General features: G+C 44.1%; 20 protein-coding genes and 1 pseudogene. 3 read left to right on the forward strand and 18 right to left on the reverse strand.

The window, feature by feature from the left end; translation table 11 throughout:
- The 4 genes from JNUCC22_RS17770 to JNUCC22_RS17785 all read right to left on the reverse strand — a co-directional run bounded on the left by JNUCC22_RS17770 (window position 1) and on the right by JNUCC22_RS17785 (window position 2,430).
- The gene (locus tag JNUCC22_RS17770; RefSeq protein ID WP_007407698.1) at window positions 1-807 is read right to left on the reverse strand and encodes a glycosyltransferase family 2 protein; all 807 of its coding nucleotides are present in this window, start codon (window positions 805-807) and stop codon (window positions 1-3) included.
- Between the two features lie 84 nt (window positions 808-891).
- Window positions 892-1,419 carry a hypothetical protein gene (locus JNUCC22_RS17775; protein WP_052827981.1) on the reverse strand — a complete coding sequence of 176 codons (528 nt, stop codon included), beginning with the start codon at window positions 1,417-1,419 and terminating at the stop codon, window positions 892-894.
- A gap of 44 nt (window positions 1,420-1,463) precedes the next feature.
- The gene (locus JNUCC22_RS17780; RefSeq protein ID WP_014419175.1) at window positions 1,464-2,099 is read right to left on the reverse strand and encodes a permease prefix domain 1-containing protein; all 636 of its coding nucleotides are present in this window, start codon (window positions 2,097-2,099) and stop codon (window positions 1,464-1,466) included.
- Window positions 2,092-2,430, reverse strand: a complete 339-nt coding sequence (locus JNUCC22_RS17785) for a PadR family transcriptional regulator (RefSeq protein WP_003150960.1) — start codon at window positions 2,428-2,430, stop codon at window positions 2,092-2,094. The genes JNUCC22_RS17780 and JNUCC22_RS17785 overlap by 8 nt, the downstream gene beginning before the upstream one ends.
- Before the next feature lie 149 nt (window positions 2,431-2,579).
- On the opposite strand from JNUCC22_RS17785, the gene JNUCC22_RS17790 reads away from it, so the two are divergent.
- Window positions 2,580-3,392 (forward strand): bifunctional hydroxymethylpyrimidine kinase/phosphomethylpyrimidine kinase, encoded by an 813-nt coding sequence (locus JNUCC22_RS17790; RefSeq protein ID WP_003150959.1) that lies wholly within the window; start codon window positions 2,580-2,582, stop codon window positions 3,390-3,392.
- Between the two features lie 31 nt (window positions 3,393-3,423).
- Here JNUCC22_RS17790 and JNUCC22_RS17795 read toward each other — a convergent pair whose 3' ends face one another.
- From JNUCC22_RS17795 to JNUCC22_RS17815, 5 genes are all read right to left on the reverse strand, one after another.
- On the reverse strand, window positions 3,424-3,699 hold the full coding sequence (locus tag JNUCC22_RS17795; protein ID WP_042635591.1) for a hypothetical protein: 276 nt from the start codon (window positions 3,697-3,699) through the stop codon (window positions 3,424-3,426).
- Between the two features lie 63 nt (window positions 3,700-3,762).
- Window positions 3,763-5,202 carry a sucrose-6-phosphate hydrolase gene (locus tag JNUCC22_RS17800; RefSeq protein ID WP_216061965.1) on the reverse strand — a complete coding sequence of 480 codons (1,440 nt, stop codon included), beginning with the start codon at window positions 5,200-5,202 and terminating at the stop codon, window positions 3,763-3,765.
- The gene (locus tag JNUCC22_RS17805; protein WP_020958006.1) at window positions 5,199-6,581 is read right to left on the reverse strand and encodes a sucrose-specific PTS transporter subunit IIBC; all 1,383 of its coding nucleotides are present in this window, start codon (window positions 6,579-6,581) and stop codon (window positions 5,199-5,201) included. Before JNUCC22_RS17805 ends, JNUCC22_RS17800 begins: the two co-directional genes overlap by 4 nt.
- 219 nt (window positions 6,582-6,800) lie before the next feature.
- On the reverse strand, window positions 6,801-7,631 hold the full coding sequence (locus tag JNUCC22_RS17810) for a PRD domain-containing protein (RefSeq protein WP_007407705.1): 831 nt from the start codon (window positions 7,629-7,631) through the stop codon (window positions 6,801-6,803).
- Between the two features lie 23 nt (window positions 7,632-7,654).
- Window positions 7,655-7,969: a hypothetical protein gene (locus JNUCC22_RS17815; RefSeq protein ID WP_003150952.1), complete on the reverse strand. Its 315-nt coding sequence runs from the start codon at window positions 7,967-7,969 to the stop codon at window positions 7,655-7,657.
- 525 nt (window positions 7,970-8,494) lie between these two features.
- Between JNUCC22_RS17815 and JNUCC22_RS17820 the strand changes: the two genes are divergently transcribed.
- Entirely contained in the window at window positions 8,495-10,906 is a 2,412-nt protein-coding gene (locus JNUCC22_RS17820; RefSeq protein WP_136396703.1) for a S8 family peptidase, read from the forward strand.
- 41 nt (window positions 10,907-10,947) lie between these two features.
- Here JNUCC22_RS17820 and JNUCC22_RS17825 read toward each other — a convergent pair whose 3' ends face one another.
- The 8 genes and pseudogenes from JNUCC22_RS17825 to JNUCC22_RS17860 all read right to left on the reverse strand — a co-directional run bounded on the left by JNUCC22_RS17825 (window position 10,948) and on the right by JNUCC22_RS17860 (window position 18,394).
- The gene (locus JNUCC22_RS17825; protein ID WP_059367565.1) at window positions 10,948-11,949 is read right to left on the reverse strand and encodes an LLM class flavin-dependent oxidoreductase; all 1,002 of its coding nucleotides are present in this window, start codon (window positions 11,947-11,949) and stop codon (window positions 10,948-10,950) included.
- A gap of 161 nt (window positions 11,950-12,110) precedes the next feature.
- Window positions 12,111-12,860: an oxygen-insensitive NADPH nitroreductase gene (gene nfsA / locus JNUCC22_RS17830; protein ID WP_072589698.1), complete on the reverse strand. Its 750-nt coding sequence runs from the start codon at window positions 12,858-12,860 to the stop codon at window positions 12,111-12,113.
- An 88-nt stretch (window positions 12,861-12,948) separates the two neighbouring features.
- Window positions 12,949-13,602, reverse strand: coding sequence for an ABC transporter ATP-binding protein (locus JNUCC22_RS17835; protein WP_354668966.1), 654 nt, complete (start codon window positions 13,600-13,602; stop codon window positions 12,949-12,951).
- Window positions 13,603-14,892 carry an ABC transporter permease gene (locus JNUCC22_RS17840; RefSeq protein ID WP_216061966.1) on the reverse strand — a complete coding sequence of 430 codons (1,290 nt, stop codon included), beginning with the start codon at window positions 14,890-14,892 and terminating at the stop codon, window positions 13,603-13,605.
- Window positions 14,889-15,911: an ABC transporter permease family protein gene (locus tag JNUCC22_RS17845; RefSeq protein WP_043867533.1), complete on the reverse strand. Its 1,023-nt coding sequence runs from the start codon at window positions 15,909-15,911 to the stop codon at window positions 14,889-14,891. Before JNUCC22_RS17845 ends, JNUCC22_RS17840 begins: the two co-directional genes overlap by 4 nt.
- Window positions 15,912-15,983: 72 nt before the next feature.
- Window positions 15,984-16,301, reverse strand: a complete 318-nt coding sequence (locus JNUCC22_RS17850) for a hypothetical protein (protein WP_052483798.1) — start codon at window positions 16,299-16,301, stop codon at window positions 15,984-15,986.
- Window positions 16,302-16,545: 244 nt separating this feature from the next.
- Window positions 16,546-17,734: pseudogene (locus tag JNUCC22_RS17855) on the reverse strand (FtsW/RodA/SpoVE family cell cycle protein).
- A gap of 201 nt (window positions 17,735-17,935) precedes the next feature.
- Complete coding sequence (locus JNUCC22_RS17860; protein ID WP_216061967.1) at window positions 17,936-18,394, reverse strand: GNAT family N-acetyltransferase; 459 nt, start codon at window positions 18,392-18,394, stop codon at window positions 17,936-17,938.
- A gap of 292 nt (window positions 18,395-18,686) precedes the next feature.
- On the opposite strand from JNUCC22_RS17860, the gene ywcE reads away from it, so the two are divergent.
- A complete protein-coding gene (ywcE, locus tag JNUCC22_RS17865; protein WP_003150937.1) occupies window positions 18,687-18,947 on the forward strand; it encodes a spore morphogenesis/germination protein YwcE in 261 nt (86 codons plus the stop codon).
- A gap of 43 nt (window positions 18,948-18,990) precedes the next feature.
- Here ywcE and qoxD read toward each other — a convergent pair whose 3' ends face one another.
- Window positions 18,991-19,359 carry a cytochrome aa3 quinol oxidase subunit IV gene (gene qoxD, locus JNUCC22_RS17870; RefSeq protein WP_003150932.1) on the reverse strand — a complete coding sequence of 123 codons (369 nt, stop codon included), beginning with the start codon at window positions 19,357-19,359 and terminating at the stop codon, window positions 18,991-18,993.

Raw genomic sequence — 19,359 nt, forward strand, 5'->3', positions numbered from 1 at the left:
TTATGAACTGTGCAGTCTTGAATGGACGGGCTTTCCGTCCCACACAATGTCAGTCGGCGCCTCCCGCCTCTTCATGTCCGGCTCTTCAAGAAGAACCGCGAAGTTTTTCGTCGGGAGCTCCCCAAGCCCGTGCTTTTCGCTTAACCGGTCTAAGTACCTCTTCCGTTTGCCGCCGAGATCCGCGGACTGATTGCCGCCTCCCTCAAAAAACGCATATATGACGCTCGCGCAAGGAACACGCTTCACACGGTGCTGTTTTGCGGCGCGCAAATAAAAGTCCCAGTCCCAATAATTATGGACATCCGGATCAAAATACCCTAACGTGTCATGCAGAGAACGCCTGTACATGCTGCCTGACGGAACGTACGTGGAAAATACCCGCATATCCGCATAATCCGCCGTATAGGCGAACGGCTTTCGTGACACCGGGTATCTCGTGCCGCCCCGTTCTTCAAATGACACAATTTCCGCGTCAGAATGGACAAAATCCGCATCAGCAAGTGCAGCCGCCATTCTTTCCAAATGGCCCGGCGTAATGAAATCATCATCATCGCACAGCATGATACAATCACCCGACGCTTTTTTCACACCTGCGTTCCGAGCTTCCACATGTCCGGCATTCTGTTCTAAATCAATAATCTGAATCGGCAGATCGCTGTACAGCTGCTTCGCTTGTTCGACCGATTCTCCGGCATCATTTACAATGATCACTTCATAAGGCTTTATGGTCTGCATGGAAATCGACTCCAGCAGCTCACACAAAGCCGGAATCCGATTATACGTGACTATGACAATTGATATATTCATGATCCGCTCCTTCTGCTTTTTCTCATGTTCTATTAAAACATAAAGCGGCGGAGAGATCAGGGGGGATTTTTGATTTCGGCCCATTCAGAAACAAATCCAGGTCATGCCCGCCAGCAAAACGAGAATGATCAGAAGGTCTCCCCAAACAGTGCATACCGCCTTGGCATTAAGTCTGCCCGCCTCCATGGCGTTCCAAAGTTTTGATTGATAAACAGGCACCAACACCATCGCATAGCATGTGCACAAACAGACAAAAGCCGGCGGGACAAGCGCACATCCATCCTCATTCCAATCATGAATCAGTTCCGGTATACTCACCCCGCTGTCAATGTACAAGTATAATATACCCGCCAGCGGAATGAGCGAACTGATCTGCAGCTCGAAAAGTTTCACCTTCCACTCACGCGCAAACGAAACGGCCCAAATCCATCCCAGCGCATAAAACAATAGAAGAAGCAAAATACTGAAAACAACAAAAATAGCGTCTTGCATCCCATTCAGAACCATAATAAAAAGACTTACAACGGGCAATGCAAGAACCAAGCCGCAGACGGTAAATACGGTAACGGCTATTTGGGCGCACGCGCCGTACATCCACGAACCTAATCTCATTTTAACACCCCTATATAGATTCCCTATGTATATAGTGAAAAAGATCAGGCAAGCCTCTGCCTGCCTGCGTAAAAACCTATTTTGCCGCAAAACGGAAAACATACCGTCACAACGGCGCATACTGCCGCAAAACTCGGTGTGACCGCCGAAGGAAACAGCCCAGCCGGAACCAGATTGAACAAAAAGACAAACATAAAACATAGATTCGGCACCATTGAAGCCCATACCGTCCGCTCAGCAAGCTTTTTGCCGCCAGCCCCGAACTCTTTGCCAGCTTGATAGCCGATTTGGAACCAATACAGCACATAACCGATCATAATCAGCCATACTGACACGGAAATCCCTTTCCACAGCGCGTCAACAGCGGGATGAATCCTCCACGCGTGCATCATCGTAATCATCGCCCCCATCACAAAAAGACCGCAGTTGCAGAACAGATAAAAGAGCATAAAAGTCCGCGCGGGCACCGCCGAAGCTTTTTGAAAAGCAGAGATAATCTCAGACGGAGTCCCTACTTCCCGCAGAATAAGCGCCATCGCTTCGCTTTCGGTTTTGCCTTTTTCCAGATGATCACAAATGGCATGATGAATATGGCTTTCGATTTCTTTTAATAATTCACGGCTTCCGGCCTTGCCTTCCAGCCCTTTTCTGATTTCCTGCACATAAAGGTCTTTATCCATTCTGCCCGCCCCGCTTCAGCATCCGGTCCATCAGAGCAGAGAACAGATTCCATTCCTTCGTCCGTTCGGCTAGAATGTTTTTTCCTTCATCGGTGATCCGGTAATATTTTCGGTCCGGCCCTTTGGTCTGCTTTTCCCAGTAAGAAGAAATATAGCTTTGGCGTTCAAGCTTATGAAGCGATGGGTACAGCGTGCCTTCCTTCATTTGCAGTTCATTCCCGCTTCTTTTCTCCATTTCTTTCACAAGTTCATACCCGTACATGGGCCGTTCATTCAGCAGCGTCAGCACCAGAATGACCGTGCTTCCCTTTACAAGCTCCCTGTTGAGCACTTATTTTCTCACCCTTACCTAGTAATCTTATGTAGGTATTGTACGCACATCCCCCGCGGCTGTCAAATCATTCCTCCAAGCCTTCCGTATTGTGATCGCAAGAAAATCTAACTATAATGAGATATAAAACACTGATGGAGGCCATTGATATGTCAATGCACAAAGCACTTACTATTGCCGGTTCTGATTCCAGCGGCGGCGCGGGAATTCAGGCCGATTTAAAAACATTTCAAGAAAAAAACGTATACGGAATGACGGCTTTGACCGTGATCGTAGCGATGGACCCGGAGAACAGCTGGGATCATCAAGTATTTCCGATCGATGCCGATACGATTCGCGCACAGCTGGCGACGATTGTTGACGGAATCGGCGTAGACGCCATGAAAACGGGAATGCTCCCTACCGTGGAGATCATAGAGCTTGCGGCGAAAACGATTAAAGAAAAACAGCTGAAGAATGTCGTTATCGATCCTGTCATGGTCTGCAAAGGAGCGAACGAAGTGCTGTATCCGGAGCATGCCGAAGCGCTTCGCACCCAATTGGCGCCTCTGGCAACCGTCATCACGCCAAACCTGTTTGAAGCAAGCCAGCTGAGCGGTATGGATGAATTAAAAACGGTGGAAGACATGAAAGAAGCGGCCAAGAAAATTCACGAACTCGGCGCGAAATATGTATTGATTACAGGCGGAGGCAAATTGAAACATGAAAAAGCGATCGACGTGCTGTATGACGGAGAAACCGCGGAAGTATTAGAAAGCGAAATGATTGATACACCTTACACGCACGGAGCCGGATGCACATTCTCCGCCGCCGTGACGGCAGAACTGGCCAAAGGCGCTGAAGTGAAGGAAGCCATCTATGCGGCAAAAGAATTTATCACCGCGGCAATCAAAGAATCCTTCCCGCTGAACCAATACATCGGACCGACTAAACATTCGGCGATGCGTCTTAGCGGAAAATAAAATAAATATCCCCCTCATTACCCGAGGGGGATTATTTCATTTTTTTCGCGGATGACCGCAAAAACATCTCAATAGACTGCACAAACAGCGCATATTCCTTCATCTGTTCATATGTATGCATCAGCCGATCACTCCATTCATTGTGCGGCTCAGCTCTCTTGAGCATGCGATTCAGCTGAAGCAATACTTCTTTATATTCTTCCCGCTTATCTTCCACTTGCTCTGCGGCTTTGACAAGTAAACATTTCGGCGTCATCTTCTGATTTTTCAAAACTGAGAAAACAACTCCTTTTATTCCTGGAATCATTGGCTTTCGTTTGAAGAATAGCACAGATGGCATAGGTTTCACATAAGAAAAAAGAACGATTTTCTACAAAAGTGTCCAAATTGAGCCATTTATTTCCGTTTTTCCTGCCGAAGTGACGGTTACGTCATCATTTCCCGGGAAAGGAAAATATCTGGCGCTGAATACCTCTTCTCCATCATTCAAAAACAATTCAATCGAGGATGCATCCAGAAAGAGCTGCACGGAATGCACCTCGCTGATGGCGCAGCTTCTCTTTTCTTTTTCTTCTCCGCTGAAAGCGGTGCGCTCCAGCACAGCCAGCCCCTCTTCCTGATGAAATATAAACCGGGCCGCCCCCCGAATTGAGATTTCAAAACCGGATTCGCAAGTGATGTCCTCCAGCAGCACTTCAGCCCGGGACGCATCTTTCACCGGGAGGCTTACAGACGAGCAATTCAATTGAAGACGGTGCTTTTGTTCATCCGTGCGGCGTGATTTCATTTCCGAAAGCGGGCGCTGTATGATTCTGCCGTTGGACAGTGACAGCTGTCTCGGCATCGTTAAGCAGTGAATCCAGTGATACGCATGGGTCGGGTGTTTGTCCTCATGCTGATCCGGAACGCCCATCCACGCGAACAGAATCCTCCGTCCCTTATCATCTTCCAGCGTCTGCGCCGCGTAAAAGTCAAATCCTCTGTCAAGCTCCGTAAATTCACCGTGCTTAAATTCTGGCGGCTCTGTATGCAGCCTGCCGAGGAAATAGCCCGCCTGGTGGCTGTTATGATATTCTATCCCTTCGGCTTCAAGCCCCTGCGGACATACGAGCAGCACGTCGGTTCCGTCAAGGGAAAACAAGTCGGGACATTCCCACATATAACCGAATGACCCGAGACCGCCGGAGTCCGCCCCCGCAATCGCACCGAGAAACGTCCAATCCGTCAAGTTCTCTGATGTGAACAACACAGCGCTTCCGGTGAGCTTTTCTGTCTGCGCGCCGAGCACCATGTAATACGCTCCGTCTTTCTTCCAAACCTTCGGATCACGGAAATGAGCGGTATAGCCTTCCGGGAGACGCGCGACGACTCCTTTTTTTTCAAATACGATCCCGTCTTCAGATTCGGCGAGGCATTGATACGTTTCCCGATTGCCTTCTCCGTCACGGACATTGCCTGTGTACATCAGGCAGAGCCGCCCGTCTTTTTCGATGGCGCTTCCGGAATAACAGCCGTTTTTGTCATACCACTCACCCGGCGCAAGCGCGATTTCTTCCTCTTTCCACTCAACGAAATCCTTCGTCGTCACATGCGCCCAAAATTTCGCGCCGTGCCCCGTATGAAATGGCTGCCATTGAAAAAACAAGTGATATACGCCGTTCCATTGGATCACGCCGTTCGGATCATTTAAAAGCCCGACCGGCGGCATAATATGATAGTTCTGGCGGTATGGATCTGACGCGGCTGTTTCTCCCCGCTTCTTTTTCGCTTCCTCAGCCTGCAGGCGCAGCTCTTGATCCGGTGTCCTCATTTGACGGCCTCCTTTTCTTTAGCTCCCATAATGTAAGCGGCAATAAACGCCGAGACAGAGGCGATGCCCATTCCGATCAGATAGTTTATAAGATTTCCTAAACCGAGCGGAGCCGTGATGGCAATCATCGGAATTCCAGTCAGACCGTAGGCATTGGCGGCGACACCGGTCACCACGACATAGGCTCCGCCCAGCGCTCCGCCGATCATTCCCGCGATAAACGGCTTGCGGTATCTTAGGTTCACACCGAAAATGACTGGTTCGGTTACACCGAGAAAAGCGGAAAATGCGGCCGGCAGAGCGATTTCTTTCATTTTCGCTTTTTTCGTCAGGAAAAATACAGCCAGTCCCGCCGCGCCCTGAGCGACATTCGCCATCGACCAGATAGGAAGGATATAGTTTCTGCCCAAATCAGCGATGAGGCCGGCCTCAATCGCATGAAAGCTGTGATGCACACCGGTAAGCACAATAAGCGGATAAAGACCGCCGAAAAGCAGTCCGGCAACAATGCCCGCATGATCATACACATATGTCAGCGAGACGGTAATGCCTGATCCGATCGCCCTGCCAAGCGGACCGATTGCGATAAAGGTGATAAATCCTGTGACAATCACCGTGACAAAGGGCGTGACCAATAAATCGAATGCGTGAGGCACAATTTTTCTCGTGCCCTTTTCCACTTTGCTCATAATGTAAACGGCTAACAGTACGGGGATGACCGTCCCTTGGTAGCCGAGCAGCGCAATGTCGAAGCCGAAGAGCTGCATAAAATCAGGCGATGCATCCGCAAGCCCCCACGGATTCAAAAGCGCCGGATGGATCATAATTCCCCCGAGCACGGCACCGAGATAGGCATTACCGCCAAATTCCTTCGCCGCGCTGAACCCGATGAATACCGGCAGGAAGATAAACGCCGCGCTTGAAAACATGTCTAAAAGCTTAAACAGCGATGATTGTTCAGACACCCAGTGAAAAGCCTTCATCATGCCAAGCAGCCCCATTAAAAGTCCGCTTGCCACGATAGCCGGAATGATGGGAACGAATATGTTAGACAGTGTCTTCGCAAATCTTGCGGCCGGATTCAGCTTTTTTTTCGCTGCGTCCTGATGTGTCTCACGATCTTCCCGCCCCAAATCGGCTTCTTTTGAAAAAGCGTCATACACTTTATTCACGAGGCCGGTGCCGAATATAATCTGATATTGCCCCGAGCTGCTGAAAGCCCCTTTTACGCCTTCTATTTCTTCAATGCCGGCCTGGCTGATCTTCTGTTCATCTTGAATGACGAGCCTGAGCCGCGTCGCGCAATGTGTCGCGCTGATGACATTTGATTCCCCTCCGATATGTTTGATAAGCTGTTTTGCCGTTTCTTGATAATTCATGATGTATCCCCCTTTCTAAAATCAAAAAAGACCTAAAATTCGCCAACGAAAAAGGTCAGCATGATCCCTTTTTCATGTACGCAAATTTTAGGTCTTGCCTGCATTACCAGTCACAATCCCGCCGGATTCAGTTTTTTTAATGCGCTTTCATTCTATTTCATGATAGCGCTTTCGTCAATATGTTTTCAAAAAAAAAGTCTGTTTCTCGAAACAGACGCGTTATTCCGGGTTTTTTTGCAGACGCTGGACATGCAGCGTGATATAGCCGGCCTCGGATTCCGGCAGCTCCAAATCATATTCAGTTTTTAAAAACGCCGCCAGTTCAAGCGCACACCGATAAGCAAACGGATACTTTTTTTGGATGAAATAAAGCATCTCCTCGTCCATGGAATGGAGTGCTTCATTTGAGTCCAACCGGCTGACCGCATACCGTAAGTGCGTGACGAGGCGCTGATAGGAAATACTGTCTTCATCCACCTTCTGTTCGAAAAAGGATTCGATCTTTTCGATCATTTCTTTGATCATGGTTGTATGCTTCATCGCCGAATACATGCTTTTGGCATCCGCCTTGGCAGTGTGGATATGAAGCGCGATATACCCCGCCTCATCATCAGGCAATGATATACCGAGGGTTTGTTTCACGTGTTCAACCGCCCAGCGGCCGATCTCATATTCTTTTTTATAAAGCGCCTTAATTTCATGAAGCAATCGGTTATGCACCTGAAGGCCGTTTTGAATCCTTTCGATCGCAAAGGATAAATGGTCCGCCAGCGCAATGTGGATGTGATCGCTCAAAGGTGCCGCAAGCTCTCCCTCCGCATGGCTGATGATATCTTCAGCCGCCTCTATATGCTCTTCGGGAAGCGTTTCTAACACTTGTTTGAACTTTTCATTTTCGTCGTGCACGACAAATATTTTTTCAATTTTATGTTTTTGAATCACATCATTTTTTCTCTTTTGAAAAGCGATTCCGGGACCCATTACGATCTTTTCCCGTCCGTCTTCTTTTATTAACGCCGCATTGTTATTTAATACTTTGTCTATTCTCAAGAGGTTCGCTCCCGTTCATATGTTTAGTGGGATTGTACCCTCTTTTTCATATGATGTAAAGGTGCCGGACCCGCGCGCTCCCGTTTCGGCAATTCTTTGCGGACAGGCATCCATCGGTTTTTATCCAGCCTGCCGCGGGCCGATTTCGTTTCATCGGTCAAATCCGCCGATCGGACACGGCTCACAAACGAAAAAGCCCCAGCCGTCCGCTTCGCTTTCTTATGATAAGCCGCTTGGTTTCCGTACACGGCGGCTAATGGATATCTTCCGTTACCCGGCGCCATCCAGTTCATCAGAAAGACCATCCACACCCGTAAAGATACTAGCAAACGTTTCATTGCAAATCATCCCTCCGCTTCTTTTTGACAGACAGCTTGTTCGCAGGCCTGTTTTTCTCTCCGCTTTAACGGAAAAGGCGGCCGATCCTTCTCCGCTAAAAACTAGCGGGTCTAGCAACCCTATGACTCTATGATAGACGCGTCCGGGCGAATTGTTTGTCACAATATGAGTGAAAAAACAAACTAGTTTTCAGAAGTTTTGTTGAAAGCTGATGGAAATGACCTGAAAAATGGAAAAGCCGATAAAAAAAGTTATACACACCTTATCCCTTGGTTAAGCACAGCTTAAACACAGGGTATATCCACATATCCACAAACTCGATCTATATTTTGTATAGGAACACTCGTTCCCAACAATATATATACACAAATTTATTCAGTTATACACAGGATTCTGTGTATAACTCCCTCCTTATTCACAGACCAATTTCCATAAATGAGTCATATGTCACAAGGATTATTTTGAATTTTCAAGAAATATATACTAGATTTCTAATTTAGATAAAGAAAAAGGGGGAAACACGATTGAAAAAAGGAATCATCCGTTATCTGCTTCCGGCTTTTGTCTTATCCTTTACCTTATCCACAAGTTCACAGGCTGCGCCGGCTTCAAAACCGCAAACTCCTGATCTTGAGAAGGCTGAGGTGTTCGGTGACATTGATATGACCACCGGCAAACAAACGACAGTCATCGTGGAGCTGAAGGAAAAGTCACTCGCGGAAGCAAAGGAACTCGGCAAAGCACAGACAAAAAGCAAGCTGAAAAGCGAACGCGCAAAAGTGAAAAAGAAAGCGCTCAAAACCATTAAACACGGAAAAATCAACAGGGAATATGAGCAAGTGTTTTCCGGCTTCTCCATGAAACTCCCGGCAAATGAAATCCCCAAACTGCTGAGTGATCAGGATGTCAAAGCGGTTTATCCGAATGTCACCTATCATACCGATCAGCTCAAAGATAAAGACATCACCCTATCTAAGGATGCCGTGTCTCCGCAGATGGATGACAGCGCGCCTTATATAGGGGCAAATGACGCGTGGAAGCTCGGCTATACGGGGAAAGGCGTCAAGGTTGCCATTATTGACACCGGTGTCGAATATAAACACCCTGACTTAAAGAAAAATTTCGGACAATATAAAGGATACGATTTTGTGGATAACGACTACGATCCTGAAGAAACGCCGTCCGGTGATCCGAGAGGCGCGTCGACTGACCACGGAACCCATGTCGCGGGCACGGTAGCGGCAAACGGGACGATTAAAGGCGTCGCGCCGGATGCTACACTCCTTGCCTACCGTGTGCTCGGTCCGGGCGGAAGCGGAACAACGGAGAACGTCATCGCCGGCATCGAACGCGCCGTACAGGACGGAGCGGATGTCATGAACCTTTCTCTCGGCAATTCTGTGAATAACCCAGACTGGGCGACAAGCACGGCGCTTGACTGGGCGATGTCAGAAGGCGTCACGGCCGTTACATCAAACGGAAACAGCGGGCCGAACAATTGGACCGTCGGCTCTCCGGGAACGTCCAGAGAAGCCATCTCCGTCGGAGCGACACAGCTGCCGCTGAACGAGTACGCCGTCTCCTTCGGTTCCTATTCCTCAGCGAAAGTAATGGGCTACAACAAAGAAGATGACATAAAAGCACTGAATAAAAAAGAAACAGACCTCATAGAGGCGGGTATCGGCGAGCAAAAGGATTTTGAAGGCAAAGATCTGAAAGGAAAAGTCGCGGTCGTCAAACGGGGCAGCATCGCCTTTGTGGATAAAGCAGACAACGCCAAAAAAGCGGGCGCGATCGGTATGGTTGTGTATAACAATGCCCCGGGAGAAATTGAAGCCAACGTACCGGGCATGTCCGTGCCGACGATTAAGCTTTCATCAGAAGACGGCGAAAAACTCGTCAGCCAATTAAAAGCGGGCGGCACAAAAGCGACATTCAATTTATCCGTGGCTAAATCGCTCACTGAACAAATGGCAGACTTTTCGTCACGCGGTCCGGTTATGGACACGTGGATGATTAAACCTGACGTCTCCGCTCCCGGCGTAAACATCGTCAGCACCATTCCGACCCATGATCCGGCCGACCCGTACGGCTACGGATCGAAGCAGGGAACGAGCATGGCTTCCCCGCATGTAGCCGGCGCAGCTGCCGTCATCAAGCAGGCCAAACCGAAATGGAGCCCGGAACAAATAAAAGCAGCTCTCATGAACACGGCGGAAACCTTAACGGACGCGGACGGTGACGTATACCCGCATAATGCGCAAGGCGCCGGAAGCATCAGAATCATGAAGGCGATCAAAGCAGACTCCCTTGTCGCCCCGGGAAGTTATTCTTACGGAACGTTTATGAAAGACAAAGGCAATGAAACGAAAAAAGAAACCTTTACGATTGAAAACCAATCGTCCATCAGAAAATCATATCAGCTCGAGTACTCTTTCAACGGCACGGGCATTACCGTTTCGGGCACAGACCGGGTCGTGATCCCCGCTCATCAAACCGGAAAGGTCAATGCGAAAGTAAAGGTCAATGCCAAAAAAGTAAAGGCAGGCACCTATGAGGGAACCGTCACAGTGCGTGAAGGCGGAAAAACAGTCGCAAAAGTGCCGACGCTGCTGATTGTAAAAGAGCCGGACTATCCGCGCGTGACGTCAATCGACGTGCAGGACGGCACAACGCAGGGAACCTACCAAATTGAAACCTATCTTCCGGCGGGAGCCGAAGAGCTTGCCTTCCTTGTATATGATAGCAATCTTGACTTTGTCGGCCAAGCCGGCATCTACAAAAAGCAGGATAAAGGCTATCAATATTTCGACTGGAACGGCAAAGTCAATGGTGACACCGCACTGCCGGCAGGAGAATATTATATGCTGGCCTATGCCGCGAACAAAGGGAAATCAAGCCAGGTGCTGACTGAAAAACCTTTTATCATTGAATAACCGAACAACCCTGCTGGAGCATCAGCAGGGTTTCTTTCTGATCATTCGGCAAAAGCTTCACGAAGCAGCCGGTATGACTGAAGTTTATCTTCAAAGTGATGAGTAATGGTCACAGCCATCACTTCTTCCGTTCCGTATGCTTTACTGAGAGCCAGAATCTGTTCTTTCACTTGTTGCTTCGTTCCGATGATCATTCGATTCCGATTATCGGCAATTCGTCTTTGTTCATACGGTGTATACGTATTCCCGCGGACGGTTTCGTAAGACGGTACGCCGTGAAGCGGAATCCCCTGTTCACCTGCAAGCAGCGTATAATCCATGACGGCCGCGAGTTCCTCCGCTTTCTCCTCCGTGTCCGCGCACAGCACAAACACCGCCACGGCTGTTTTTGGTTCTTTTCCTAATACAGAAGGTTTAAATCTGCGCTTATATTGTGCTGTCGTGCTTTCTCCGCCTTCTCCATTAATAAAGTGAGCAAACATATAGCCTGCTCCCATTTCTGCGCTCAGAAGCGCGCTTTCCCCCGAAGAACCCAGAAGCCAGACTTCCGGCGCCGTCTTAATAAGGGGTGATGCGGTCAGATTCGGAAAACGGTGATTGTCGTCGGCTGCATCATGCAAATACATCGCCAGCTCACGAAGCTGCTGCGGATATTGATCAGCGTTACGCTTCCCGCCGTCATTCAGCGCCCATGATGCGATCGGCATTCCGCCCGGCGCTCTCCCTAATCCGAGATCGATTCTGCCCGGCGTCAACCCTTCAAGCACGCGGAAATTCTCCGCCACCTTATATGCGCTGTAATGCGGAAGCATGACACCGCCCGAGCCTACACGAATCTCATTCGTTTTCGCCGCAATATGGCTGATCAGCACTTCAGGGCTTGAACCCGCCAACCGCTCTGAAAAATGATGCTCTGACACCCAAAACCTCTTATATCCGAGCTTTTCCGCCTCCTGCGCCAGTCTTACTGTATTCCGCAGAGCACTTTCCGCGGAACTCCCTTCTGATACAGGAGATTGATCTAATATGCTTAATGAAATCATCACTGTCACCTCATCAACATCGTACCACTGCTAAGCAGTTTTTTCTTTCTGCATGCTTATAAGCATCCCTGATGATAAACATTTATATACCTTGTTCCATTTTGTCGAAATATGTTACACGTGAAACATAAAAACCTCTCCCGGTCAGGAGAGGTTTTTTCTTAATTCTTTTGAAAACCTTTATCTTTTACATATTGATTTAAATAGGTTCTCGGTTTTTGTTTCATGAACTGCAGGATTTGATCAGACCACGTTTCAACCCGCTTGCCGTTTGTTCGTTTATCATAATAAGCGGAAATAGTTTCATCATATTCCTTCATATAACTGCGGAAGTGTTCTTCAGTCGTATCGTACGTGTTTTCATGATATACGGCTTGTTTCGGCAGGCGCGGCTTTTGACCGGACGGATGAGCGGGATGACCGACTACCAAGCCGAACAGCGGCAGCACATGGTCAGGCGTTCCAAGCACTTCCGTCACCTGATCAAGTTCATTTCGAATGCCTCCGATATAACAAATGCCAAGTCCCATTGATTCCGCGGCAACACTTACGTTTTGTGCGGCAAGTGCGGCATCAATGACGCTGACCATAAACATTTCCGTATTCTCAAGAAGCTCGGTAATGTTTTCGCCTTTTTCCTCAGCAAGTTTTTTATGACGGTACAAATCAGCGCAGAACACAAACAAATGCCCGTTATTTTCGACGTAAGGCTGGTTTCCGGCCAGTGCCGCCAGCTTCCGCTTTTTCTCCTTATCAGTTACGCCGATGATGGAGTAAGCCTGCACGTAACTGGACGTTGACGCCGCCTGGGCGCTTTTCACTAATGTATCTATCTCTTCTGCTGTCAGAAGCTCGTCAGTAAATGATCGGATCGACCGATGATTAAGTATAGTTTCGATGGTATTGTTCATATAAAAGCCTCCTTCCGGTTTATAGTATCCCATTGGGCACTAAGTTAAAAGCAACACGACTCAATACAACCAAAACTGATATTTAAAATTAAACTAACACTCCGTTTTTTAGAGTAACTATACGATCACATTTATCTGCAACTGTTTGATCATGAGTTACTATAACTAAGGTTTTGCCTTTATTACTAAGTCTTAAGAATAAATTCAACACCAGCTTTTCAGTTTCAGCATCTAAAGACCCAGTTGGTTCATCCGCTAAAATAAGAGATGGTTCATTAATAAGAGCCCTCGCAATAGCTACCCTTTGTGCCTGGCCTCCAGATAGCTCTTTAGGATACTTATAGATATAATCACTAAGTTCTAACTCACTTAGTATATTATTTACTTTTTCTCTAATTTCCGGTTTATTTTCTTTTGAATAAATCAGTGGTAAAGCCACATTATGAAATACATTCTTCTCATCAATTAAAGCAGAGTTTTGAAAAATAAATCCTATATTTTCATGACGAAACCTTGCAAGTTGTTTGTGATTGTAGCCAGAGATATTCTTCCCTTTAAAAAAATAATCTCCTTTACTCGCTTTTTCTAATCCTGACATGATATGTAGGATTGTAGATTTACCTGCTCCGCTTTTACCCATGATGGATAACATTTCACCCACTTTAATGTTTATATTGACATTAAATAAAATGCACTTTTCATTATATGATTTTTTGATATTCGAAAATCTCAGGATCTCCATTCATTCCTTCCCCTTTAGCAGAGCTGAGAAATTTACTTTTTTTAATCTTATGTATACCGGTAGTATACCCAATAAAACAGTAAAAACTCCAGTTACCATCATAATTAAATAATAAAACCAAGGCATAATACCAATAGATTTAATCGAAATAAATACAATCAACAAACTACTCAAAATAATTAAAGCTACTTCTGAAAACATAAATACATATATGTTATTGATAGTTGCTCCAGAAATAAGATGAATTGAATATTTCCTAAGGACAATATCCCACTTTATATTATATGCAATTGATATACTCAGAATACAAAGAATAAACAACAGTAAGGCAAACAATATAAGTAAATTTTGACTTTGTTTTAACATTGAAAAAACAATATCTATCCCTAACCCATTTGCACCAATTACTATATAATCTTCAAAACCTGTTTTTTGAGATATCCTTTTCATATTTTTTCTAATTTCAAGGGTGTCTTTCGCAGATAGCAACTGGCCATTTATTAGCTGCAAATAATGTCTTTGTTGAAAGATTAAATCAGAACTATTACGGGGACTTTGCTGGATAATTAATTCTGGAAGGATAATATAACGGTCGAGATTAAATTCTATTTGGTCCCTAACTGGCAACACAGAATTTGAATCTAAAATGCCAGTTACCCTCCCCTTTAATTTTTTATCTACATAATCAATTTCAATAATATCTCCCAACTTATATACATCACTATAGTCGCTTCCTAATAAAACAGGTATCTCTTTAAATTCTTCATAAATAAAATCCCTGCTTTTAAATAATGAGCCTTCTTGTAACTTTAAGGCAGAGACACTGAAAATATTTTTATTTAATTGTACTGATTTAACTGTGCTGTAATTTTCATCTTTTTCATTTATTTTATAAGGTTTATCAACTTGTCCTATTTCATATCCATTAAGAAAAGTATCATTGCCTTTAAATTTATTAATGCCTATTGGTTGTAAAGTGGTGTTGAGATATAAGAAATCTTTTGTTGTATTTAATTCCATATAAAAGTGCTTAATTTTTATTAATTCAGATGGATTTGAAAAAAATTGTTCTTCTTTAAAATCAAATAAATTATCCGATAATTGATAAATATTCTTATTTTTAAATTTTGCATAAAAACTTTCTTTTTTAGTATCTATTTCTACAAATTGTAGGAATATAACTGATATTAGAAAAAAAAAGAGACAACTTAATATAATAGTAAGCCCGCTTAAAATTTTGTTTTTTAATATATTTTCTTTAACCTCAATTATTAATTGCTTTAAAATCATTTTAACACCCTCAATATTTTTCCATTCGAGCTTATTTTCCATGAAATAAAAAAGGCAATACAACTAAGAGTGGTGACTAATGAATATAACAAGGAAATATAATAAAAGTAATACCAAAACTGATTTAATATATTTTTTATTTCAAATAAACTAACTAAAAAGAAAGCAATTATGTACGATAAAGTCATACTTATAAAGAAGTTTACAAATGATTTAAAGTAAATCTTTTTTAATGAATATCCAATAACATAGTTAATTGCAATTACAATTCTTTTTTTGTATATCCAAAAGTAAAGTAATATATTATGTTTTATAATGAATATAAATAGAAGTAGAGTAATTATAACTGTTAAATTGTTATCCATACCTAATTTATTTGTCAAATTATTAAATTTCGCATTTAGAAACGAAATTTCTAATTCATTAGCCTTTTCTTTTACATGGCTAAACATTTCTTTATTAAAACTAATATCATCTAAAACATACATTCCTGATATATCATCACTGATATTGTTAATTCCATCAATATTAATGTAAACAATATCATCTATCTTGGACTTGAAATCATAACCCATTACCCCTATTACTTCTATACATTTTGAATGATAAACAAAACACTGTACACCATTTTTCTTTTTCACCTTGACATTTTGTCCGACAACCGCTTTGAGTTTCTTTTTAAAGTAATCCTTCTCACTTAAAAACCTTCCTTTTTTCATTGAAGGTTTATCAATATTTCCATTACTGTAAAATCCGAATACCTTATTTTTTGTATCTGAAATCTCTTTAAAAAGATTGAAATTGCCTATCTTTTTTTTAAATAATTTCTCAAAATCATCAGTAGTATGTTTATTTTCCTTTATAACAAAGTGAACACTCTGATCACTATAAAAATTATTTGATAATTTATTCATAATTTTTTTGTCTAAGTTAAAGTTCAAATATGTTATTAGTATTATGATCGATGTTAATATTGACAAAAATAAAAATATATTAACGAGAGGGATTTTTAGTTTCACAATACCGGTTCCCTTCTAATTTAAAAGCCAATATAAATGATAGGATTTATATTGGCTTTTAATAAATAGATATTAGCTTCCATAAAACGTTTTGGAAACTGTAAAATCAGATACTGTCCAAGGACTTACTGCTTTTGTTTTATCCTTCCCCCAAACTCGCCCGGAATCTGCATCTACAGTTCCCCAAAAAGCAACAACTTGGGCTCGTGTGTAATGATATTTACCTTTCCAAGTAGTTTGTCCAACAGCTCTTTTGTACATGATGTTACTACCTGCTTTGGTCTCAGTCCAACCTTTGTGATTAGCTTTAGCTGCATCTGCATGTTGATTAGCAAATAGAATCCCCGAAAACATGAAAAGAGCAAGGAAAAGATATTTTACCTTTTTCATACAAATCACCTCCCGCAATTAGGTATTTTAGGATAAATTAAGTTTTATGTCAATCACAAAAAATGTTTTTATATACTATTAAGGAAAAATTAAGAAAAAATTGATCAACTCTACTGATTCATTATTTCTCTACGATATTATTAAAAGAGAAATAACTAAGTATATTTTAAACCGATATAAAAAACCCCTTTAAAACAATCGTCCCATGTCCATGGGTACCCTATGTTTTAAAGGGGGTGCACTATTAAGAATTGAACAAGTAGCTTTTATATTTCGTCAGCTGCACACTTGCGTTATATACGATCCCGAAGCTGATTAATGTAGAAAGCACCGAGCTCCCCCCATAGCTGACAAACAGCAGCGGAATACCGGTAACCGGCATAATGCCGATATTCATCCCGATGTTCTGGAAGGTGTGAATCACGATAAGTGCAGTAAATCCTACGCAAAAAAACGCGCCAAATCGGTTAAACGCATGCAAGCGGTCAATCAGCACCACAAGTCTGTAAATTAAAAAGAAAAACATGACAACCGCAATGGCGCAGCCTAAAAATCCAAAACTTTCACCCAAAATCGCAAAGATAAAGTCGGTCTGTCCCTCAGGTACGTACACCTTCAGATTATGAACGCCGTTTCCGGTAATGCCGCCCGATCCGATCGCCATAACGGCCTGATCCACCTGCCAGCTCTTATCGCTCTCTGCCTGAGTCGTTGCCGCACTGGAGTCAGACATCCAAGATGTAATCCGGTTAATTTGATAATCCGCAATGCCGATTGAATTCGCCACATGGGGAAATTCAATCACGAGAATTAAGAAAAGGCCAAGCACAAGCGCGGCCGAACCGCCGATGATGGTGATCAGCTTCCAGTTCACACCTGACATAAACACCATCACCATAACGATAAACAGACAGATCGCACCCGTTCCGGCATCCTGCAATACGATCATCCCGATCGGAATAACCGTCCATGCCGCAATTTTCAAAAGCAGATTCACATCTTCCCGAAGCGATCTCTGATCCTTCGGGCCCGCCTTCGATATAATGGACGCGACCATCATCATAATTCCTATTTTCGTGAACTCTGAAGGTTGAAGAGTGAATTTCCCAAACTGAAACCAACTTTTAGCTCCATTTTTTATTGGTGCTATGGATTCGGGCGCAATTCGCAAAAGGAGTAATGAAAGTACTCCTGCAGCTAGAACATAAATGCTAAGCTTCTCTAACTGTTCCAAATCAAAATAAAGTAATAACCCTATTAGCCCAGCACCAACAATATAAAAAAGAACTTGTTTCATCCAGGCACTATCTCCGTACTGCCCGAACTGTCCGGCCGCATAAATCGCCGCAACACTAATTATTAAAAAACACACCAAATATAAAAATCAAATCCCCCTGATAATAGGGATTTTGCTGTTTCTTATATCGACTCATTCTATCCCGCCTTACATTTTCATCGGAAGTCACTATTGTTTATTATACATGAACACTGTTCAAGAAAACATGATGAGGTTGCTTCCTTTTTATTTTTTACGGTTTTGGGACTACACGACATATGACGTGTCAGAAAAGGAAATGTTTCGGTCATGTTGAAACTTTTCCGATAAAAAACCCCTTCTCGTCAGAAAAGGGGTTTCAGTCTTTGTTTAACGTCATAAACAAGCTGTTCGGGTCCTCTTTATAATGTGCAAACGGATTACAATATTGAAACCCGGCTTTTTCATACAGGCGTCTGGCGGGGAGAAAAGCCTCCATAGAACCGGTTTCCAAGCTGATCCGCTGATAGCCCCGCCGCCTTGCTTCTTCAAGCATATGGCGGAGGATCCGGTTGGCTGCGCCTTTTCTGATATGATGCGGAGAGGTTTTCATTGATTTGATCTCACCGTGCAGGCTGTTTAACTCCTTTAAGGCGCCGCAGCCGAGCAGGACGCCGTTTTCCCTCACACTCCAAAACGTAACGTCAGGCTGACGCAGCCGGTCCGCATTGAGCGCGTGTATACTTTCCGGAGGAGAATGCATGGTCATGCTCTTCAGATGATCCTGCAAAAGCGCAATGACATCCGGCGCTGTGACATCTTCTTTCCTTACGTCCACTTCAAACCACCCTTGCTGTGCATATTTTCTTTGACCATAGCAAAGGTTCACAGCCTGCGCCATTCCATTGTCCGGAAATGTGACAGGGTATTTGGCCTTTCCGGTTTCTTGTACCTATCCAAAAATGAGGCAATAGTTGCAATACATTTCTCGAAAAAGCGGTATCAAAAATTGGAAAACATGGTATAATAATTGTAACAAAATGTTCAAAAAACGACCACAAAACAGACACATTTCATTCTCTGTATTTCATTTTGGAAACGCTCCCATAAAATGAAAGGAGACATGTAAGATGGACATGTTTTTTGCTTATTTACTGGTCGCAAGCGCAACACCCCTCTTTATCTGGCTGGATAACAAAAAAGTCGCTCTTTCGGCCATACCGCCAATTATTCTCATGTGGGTTTTCTTCTACTTTTACGCAACCAGCAGCCTATCCCCTCTCGGCCACACACTTATGATCATCCTGTTTGCCGTCAACGTCATCGTTGCCCATATCGCCGCCTTTATCATTTACGGCCTTCCGCGCCTGCGCCGGAGAAGAAGCCAATAAAGGCACAAAAAACCCTCTTCGCCTGAACGAAGAGGGTTTCTTTTTATTCCTGATGTTCGGAATGTTGCTTCGCACCGCCAGGAGGGTTTCCATCCATATGGTCACCGTGATGGTAGTGCGCCGCAAAGATCCAGATGGAACCAAGGATGATAACAATCGCTCCGAAAAATCCGAAGAGCGTGTTTCCGACTTGAATTCCGCCGTTTTCGCTTTCTGTCATGTGCATGAACATGAGAAGCTGAAGACCGGCTTGGATAAATGCGAATCCGAAAATGATCCAGAGTTTTGCTGATGAGCTTAAATCCGTATATACCGCAACCCAAAGGGCCAGCAGGGTCAGAATAATAGACAACGCAAAACCTACGATATGCTTCCACGGAAAGTGGCTGTGTTCAGCAGATTTGTTTGCCAT

This window comes from Bacillus sp. JNUCC-22 (genome assembly GCF_018861275.1).
GTDB classification, from domain to species: Bacteria; Bacillota; Bacilli; order Bacillales; family Bacillaceae; genus Bacillus; species Bacillus velezensis.

Excerpts from the sequence above, each read along its gene's own strand:
- JNUCC22_RS17770 (WP_007407698.1), bottom strand. The coding sequence starts at position 807 with ATGAATATATCAATTGTCATAGTCACGTATAATCGGATTCCGGCTTTG.
- JNUCC22_RS17775 (WP_052827981.1), bottom strand. The coding sequence starts at position 1,419 with ATGAGATTAGGTTCGTGGATGTACGGCGCGTGCGCCCAAATAGCCGTT.
- JNUCC22_RS17780 (WP_014419175.1), bottom strand. The coding sequence starts at position 2,099 with ATGGATAAAGACCTTTATGTGCAGGAAATCAGAAAAGGGCTGGAAGGC.
- JNUCC22_RS17790 (WP_003150959.1), top strand. The coding sequence starts at position 2,580 with ATGTCAATGCACAAAGCACTTACTATTGCCGGTTCTGATTCCAGCGGC.
- JNUCC22_RS17795 (WP_042635591.1), bottom strand. The coding sequence starts at position 3,699 with ATGATTCCAGGAATAAAAGGAGTTGTTTTCTCAGTTTTGAAAAATCAG.
- JNUCC22_RS17800 (WP_216061965.1), bottom strand. The coding sequence starts at position 5,202 with ATGAGGACACCGGATCAAGAGCTGCGCCTGCAGGCTGAGGAAGCGAAA.
- JNUCC22_RS17805 (WP_020958006.1), bottom strand. The coding sequence starts at position 6,581 with ATGAATTATCAAGAAACGGCAAAACAGCTTATCAAACATATCGGAGGG.
- JNUCC22_RS17815 (WP_003150952.1), bottom strand. The coding sequence starts at position 7,969 with ATGAAACGTTTGCTAGTATCTTTACGGGTGTGGATGGTCTTTCTGATG.
- JNUCC22_RS17825 (WP_059367565.1), bottom strand. The coding sequence starts at position 11,949 with ATGATTTCATTAAGCATATTAGATCAATCTCCTGTATCAGAAGGGAGT.
- nfsA (WP_072589698.1), bottom strand. The coding sequence starts at position 12,860 with ATGAACAATACCATCGAAACTATACTTAATCATCGGTCGATCCGATCA.
- JNUCC22_RS17835 (WP_354668966.1), bottom strand. The coding sequence starts at position 13,602 with ATGGAGATCCTGAGATTTTCGAATATCAAAAAATCATATAATGAAAAG.
- JNUCC22_RS17840 (WP_216061966.1), bottom strand. The coding sequence starts at position 14,892 with ATGATTTTAAAGCAATTAATAATTGAGGTTAAAGAAAATATATTAAAA.
- JNUCC22_RS17850 (WP_052483798.1), bottom strand. The coding sequence starts at position 16,301 with ATGAAAAAGGTAAAATATCTTTTCCTTGCTCTTTTCATGTTTTCGGGG.
- ywcE (WP_003150937.1), top strand. The coding sequence starts at position 18,687 with ATGGACATGTTTTTTGCTTATTTACTGGTCGCAAGCGCAACACCCCTC.
- qoxD (WP_003150932.1), bottom strand. The coding sequence starts at position 19,359 with ATGGCAAACAAATCTGCTGAACACAGCCACTTTCCGTGGAAGCATATC.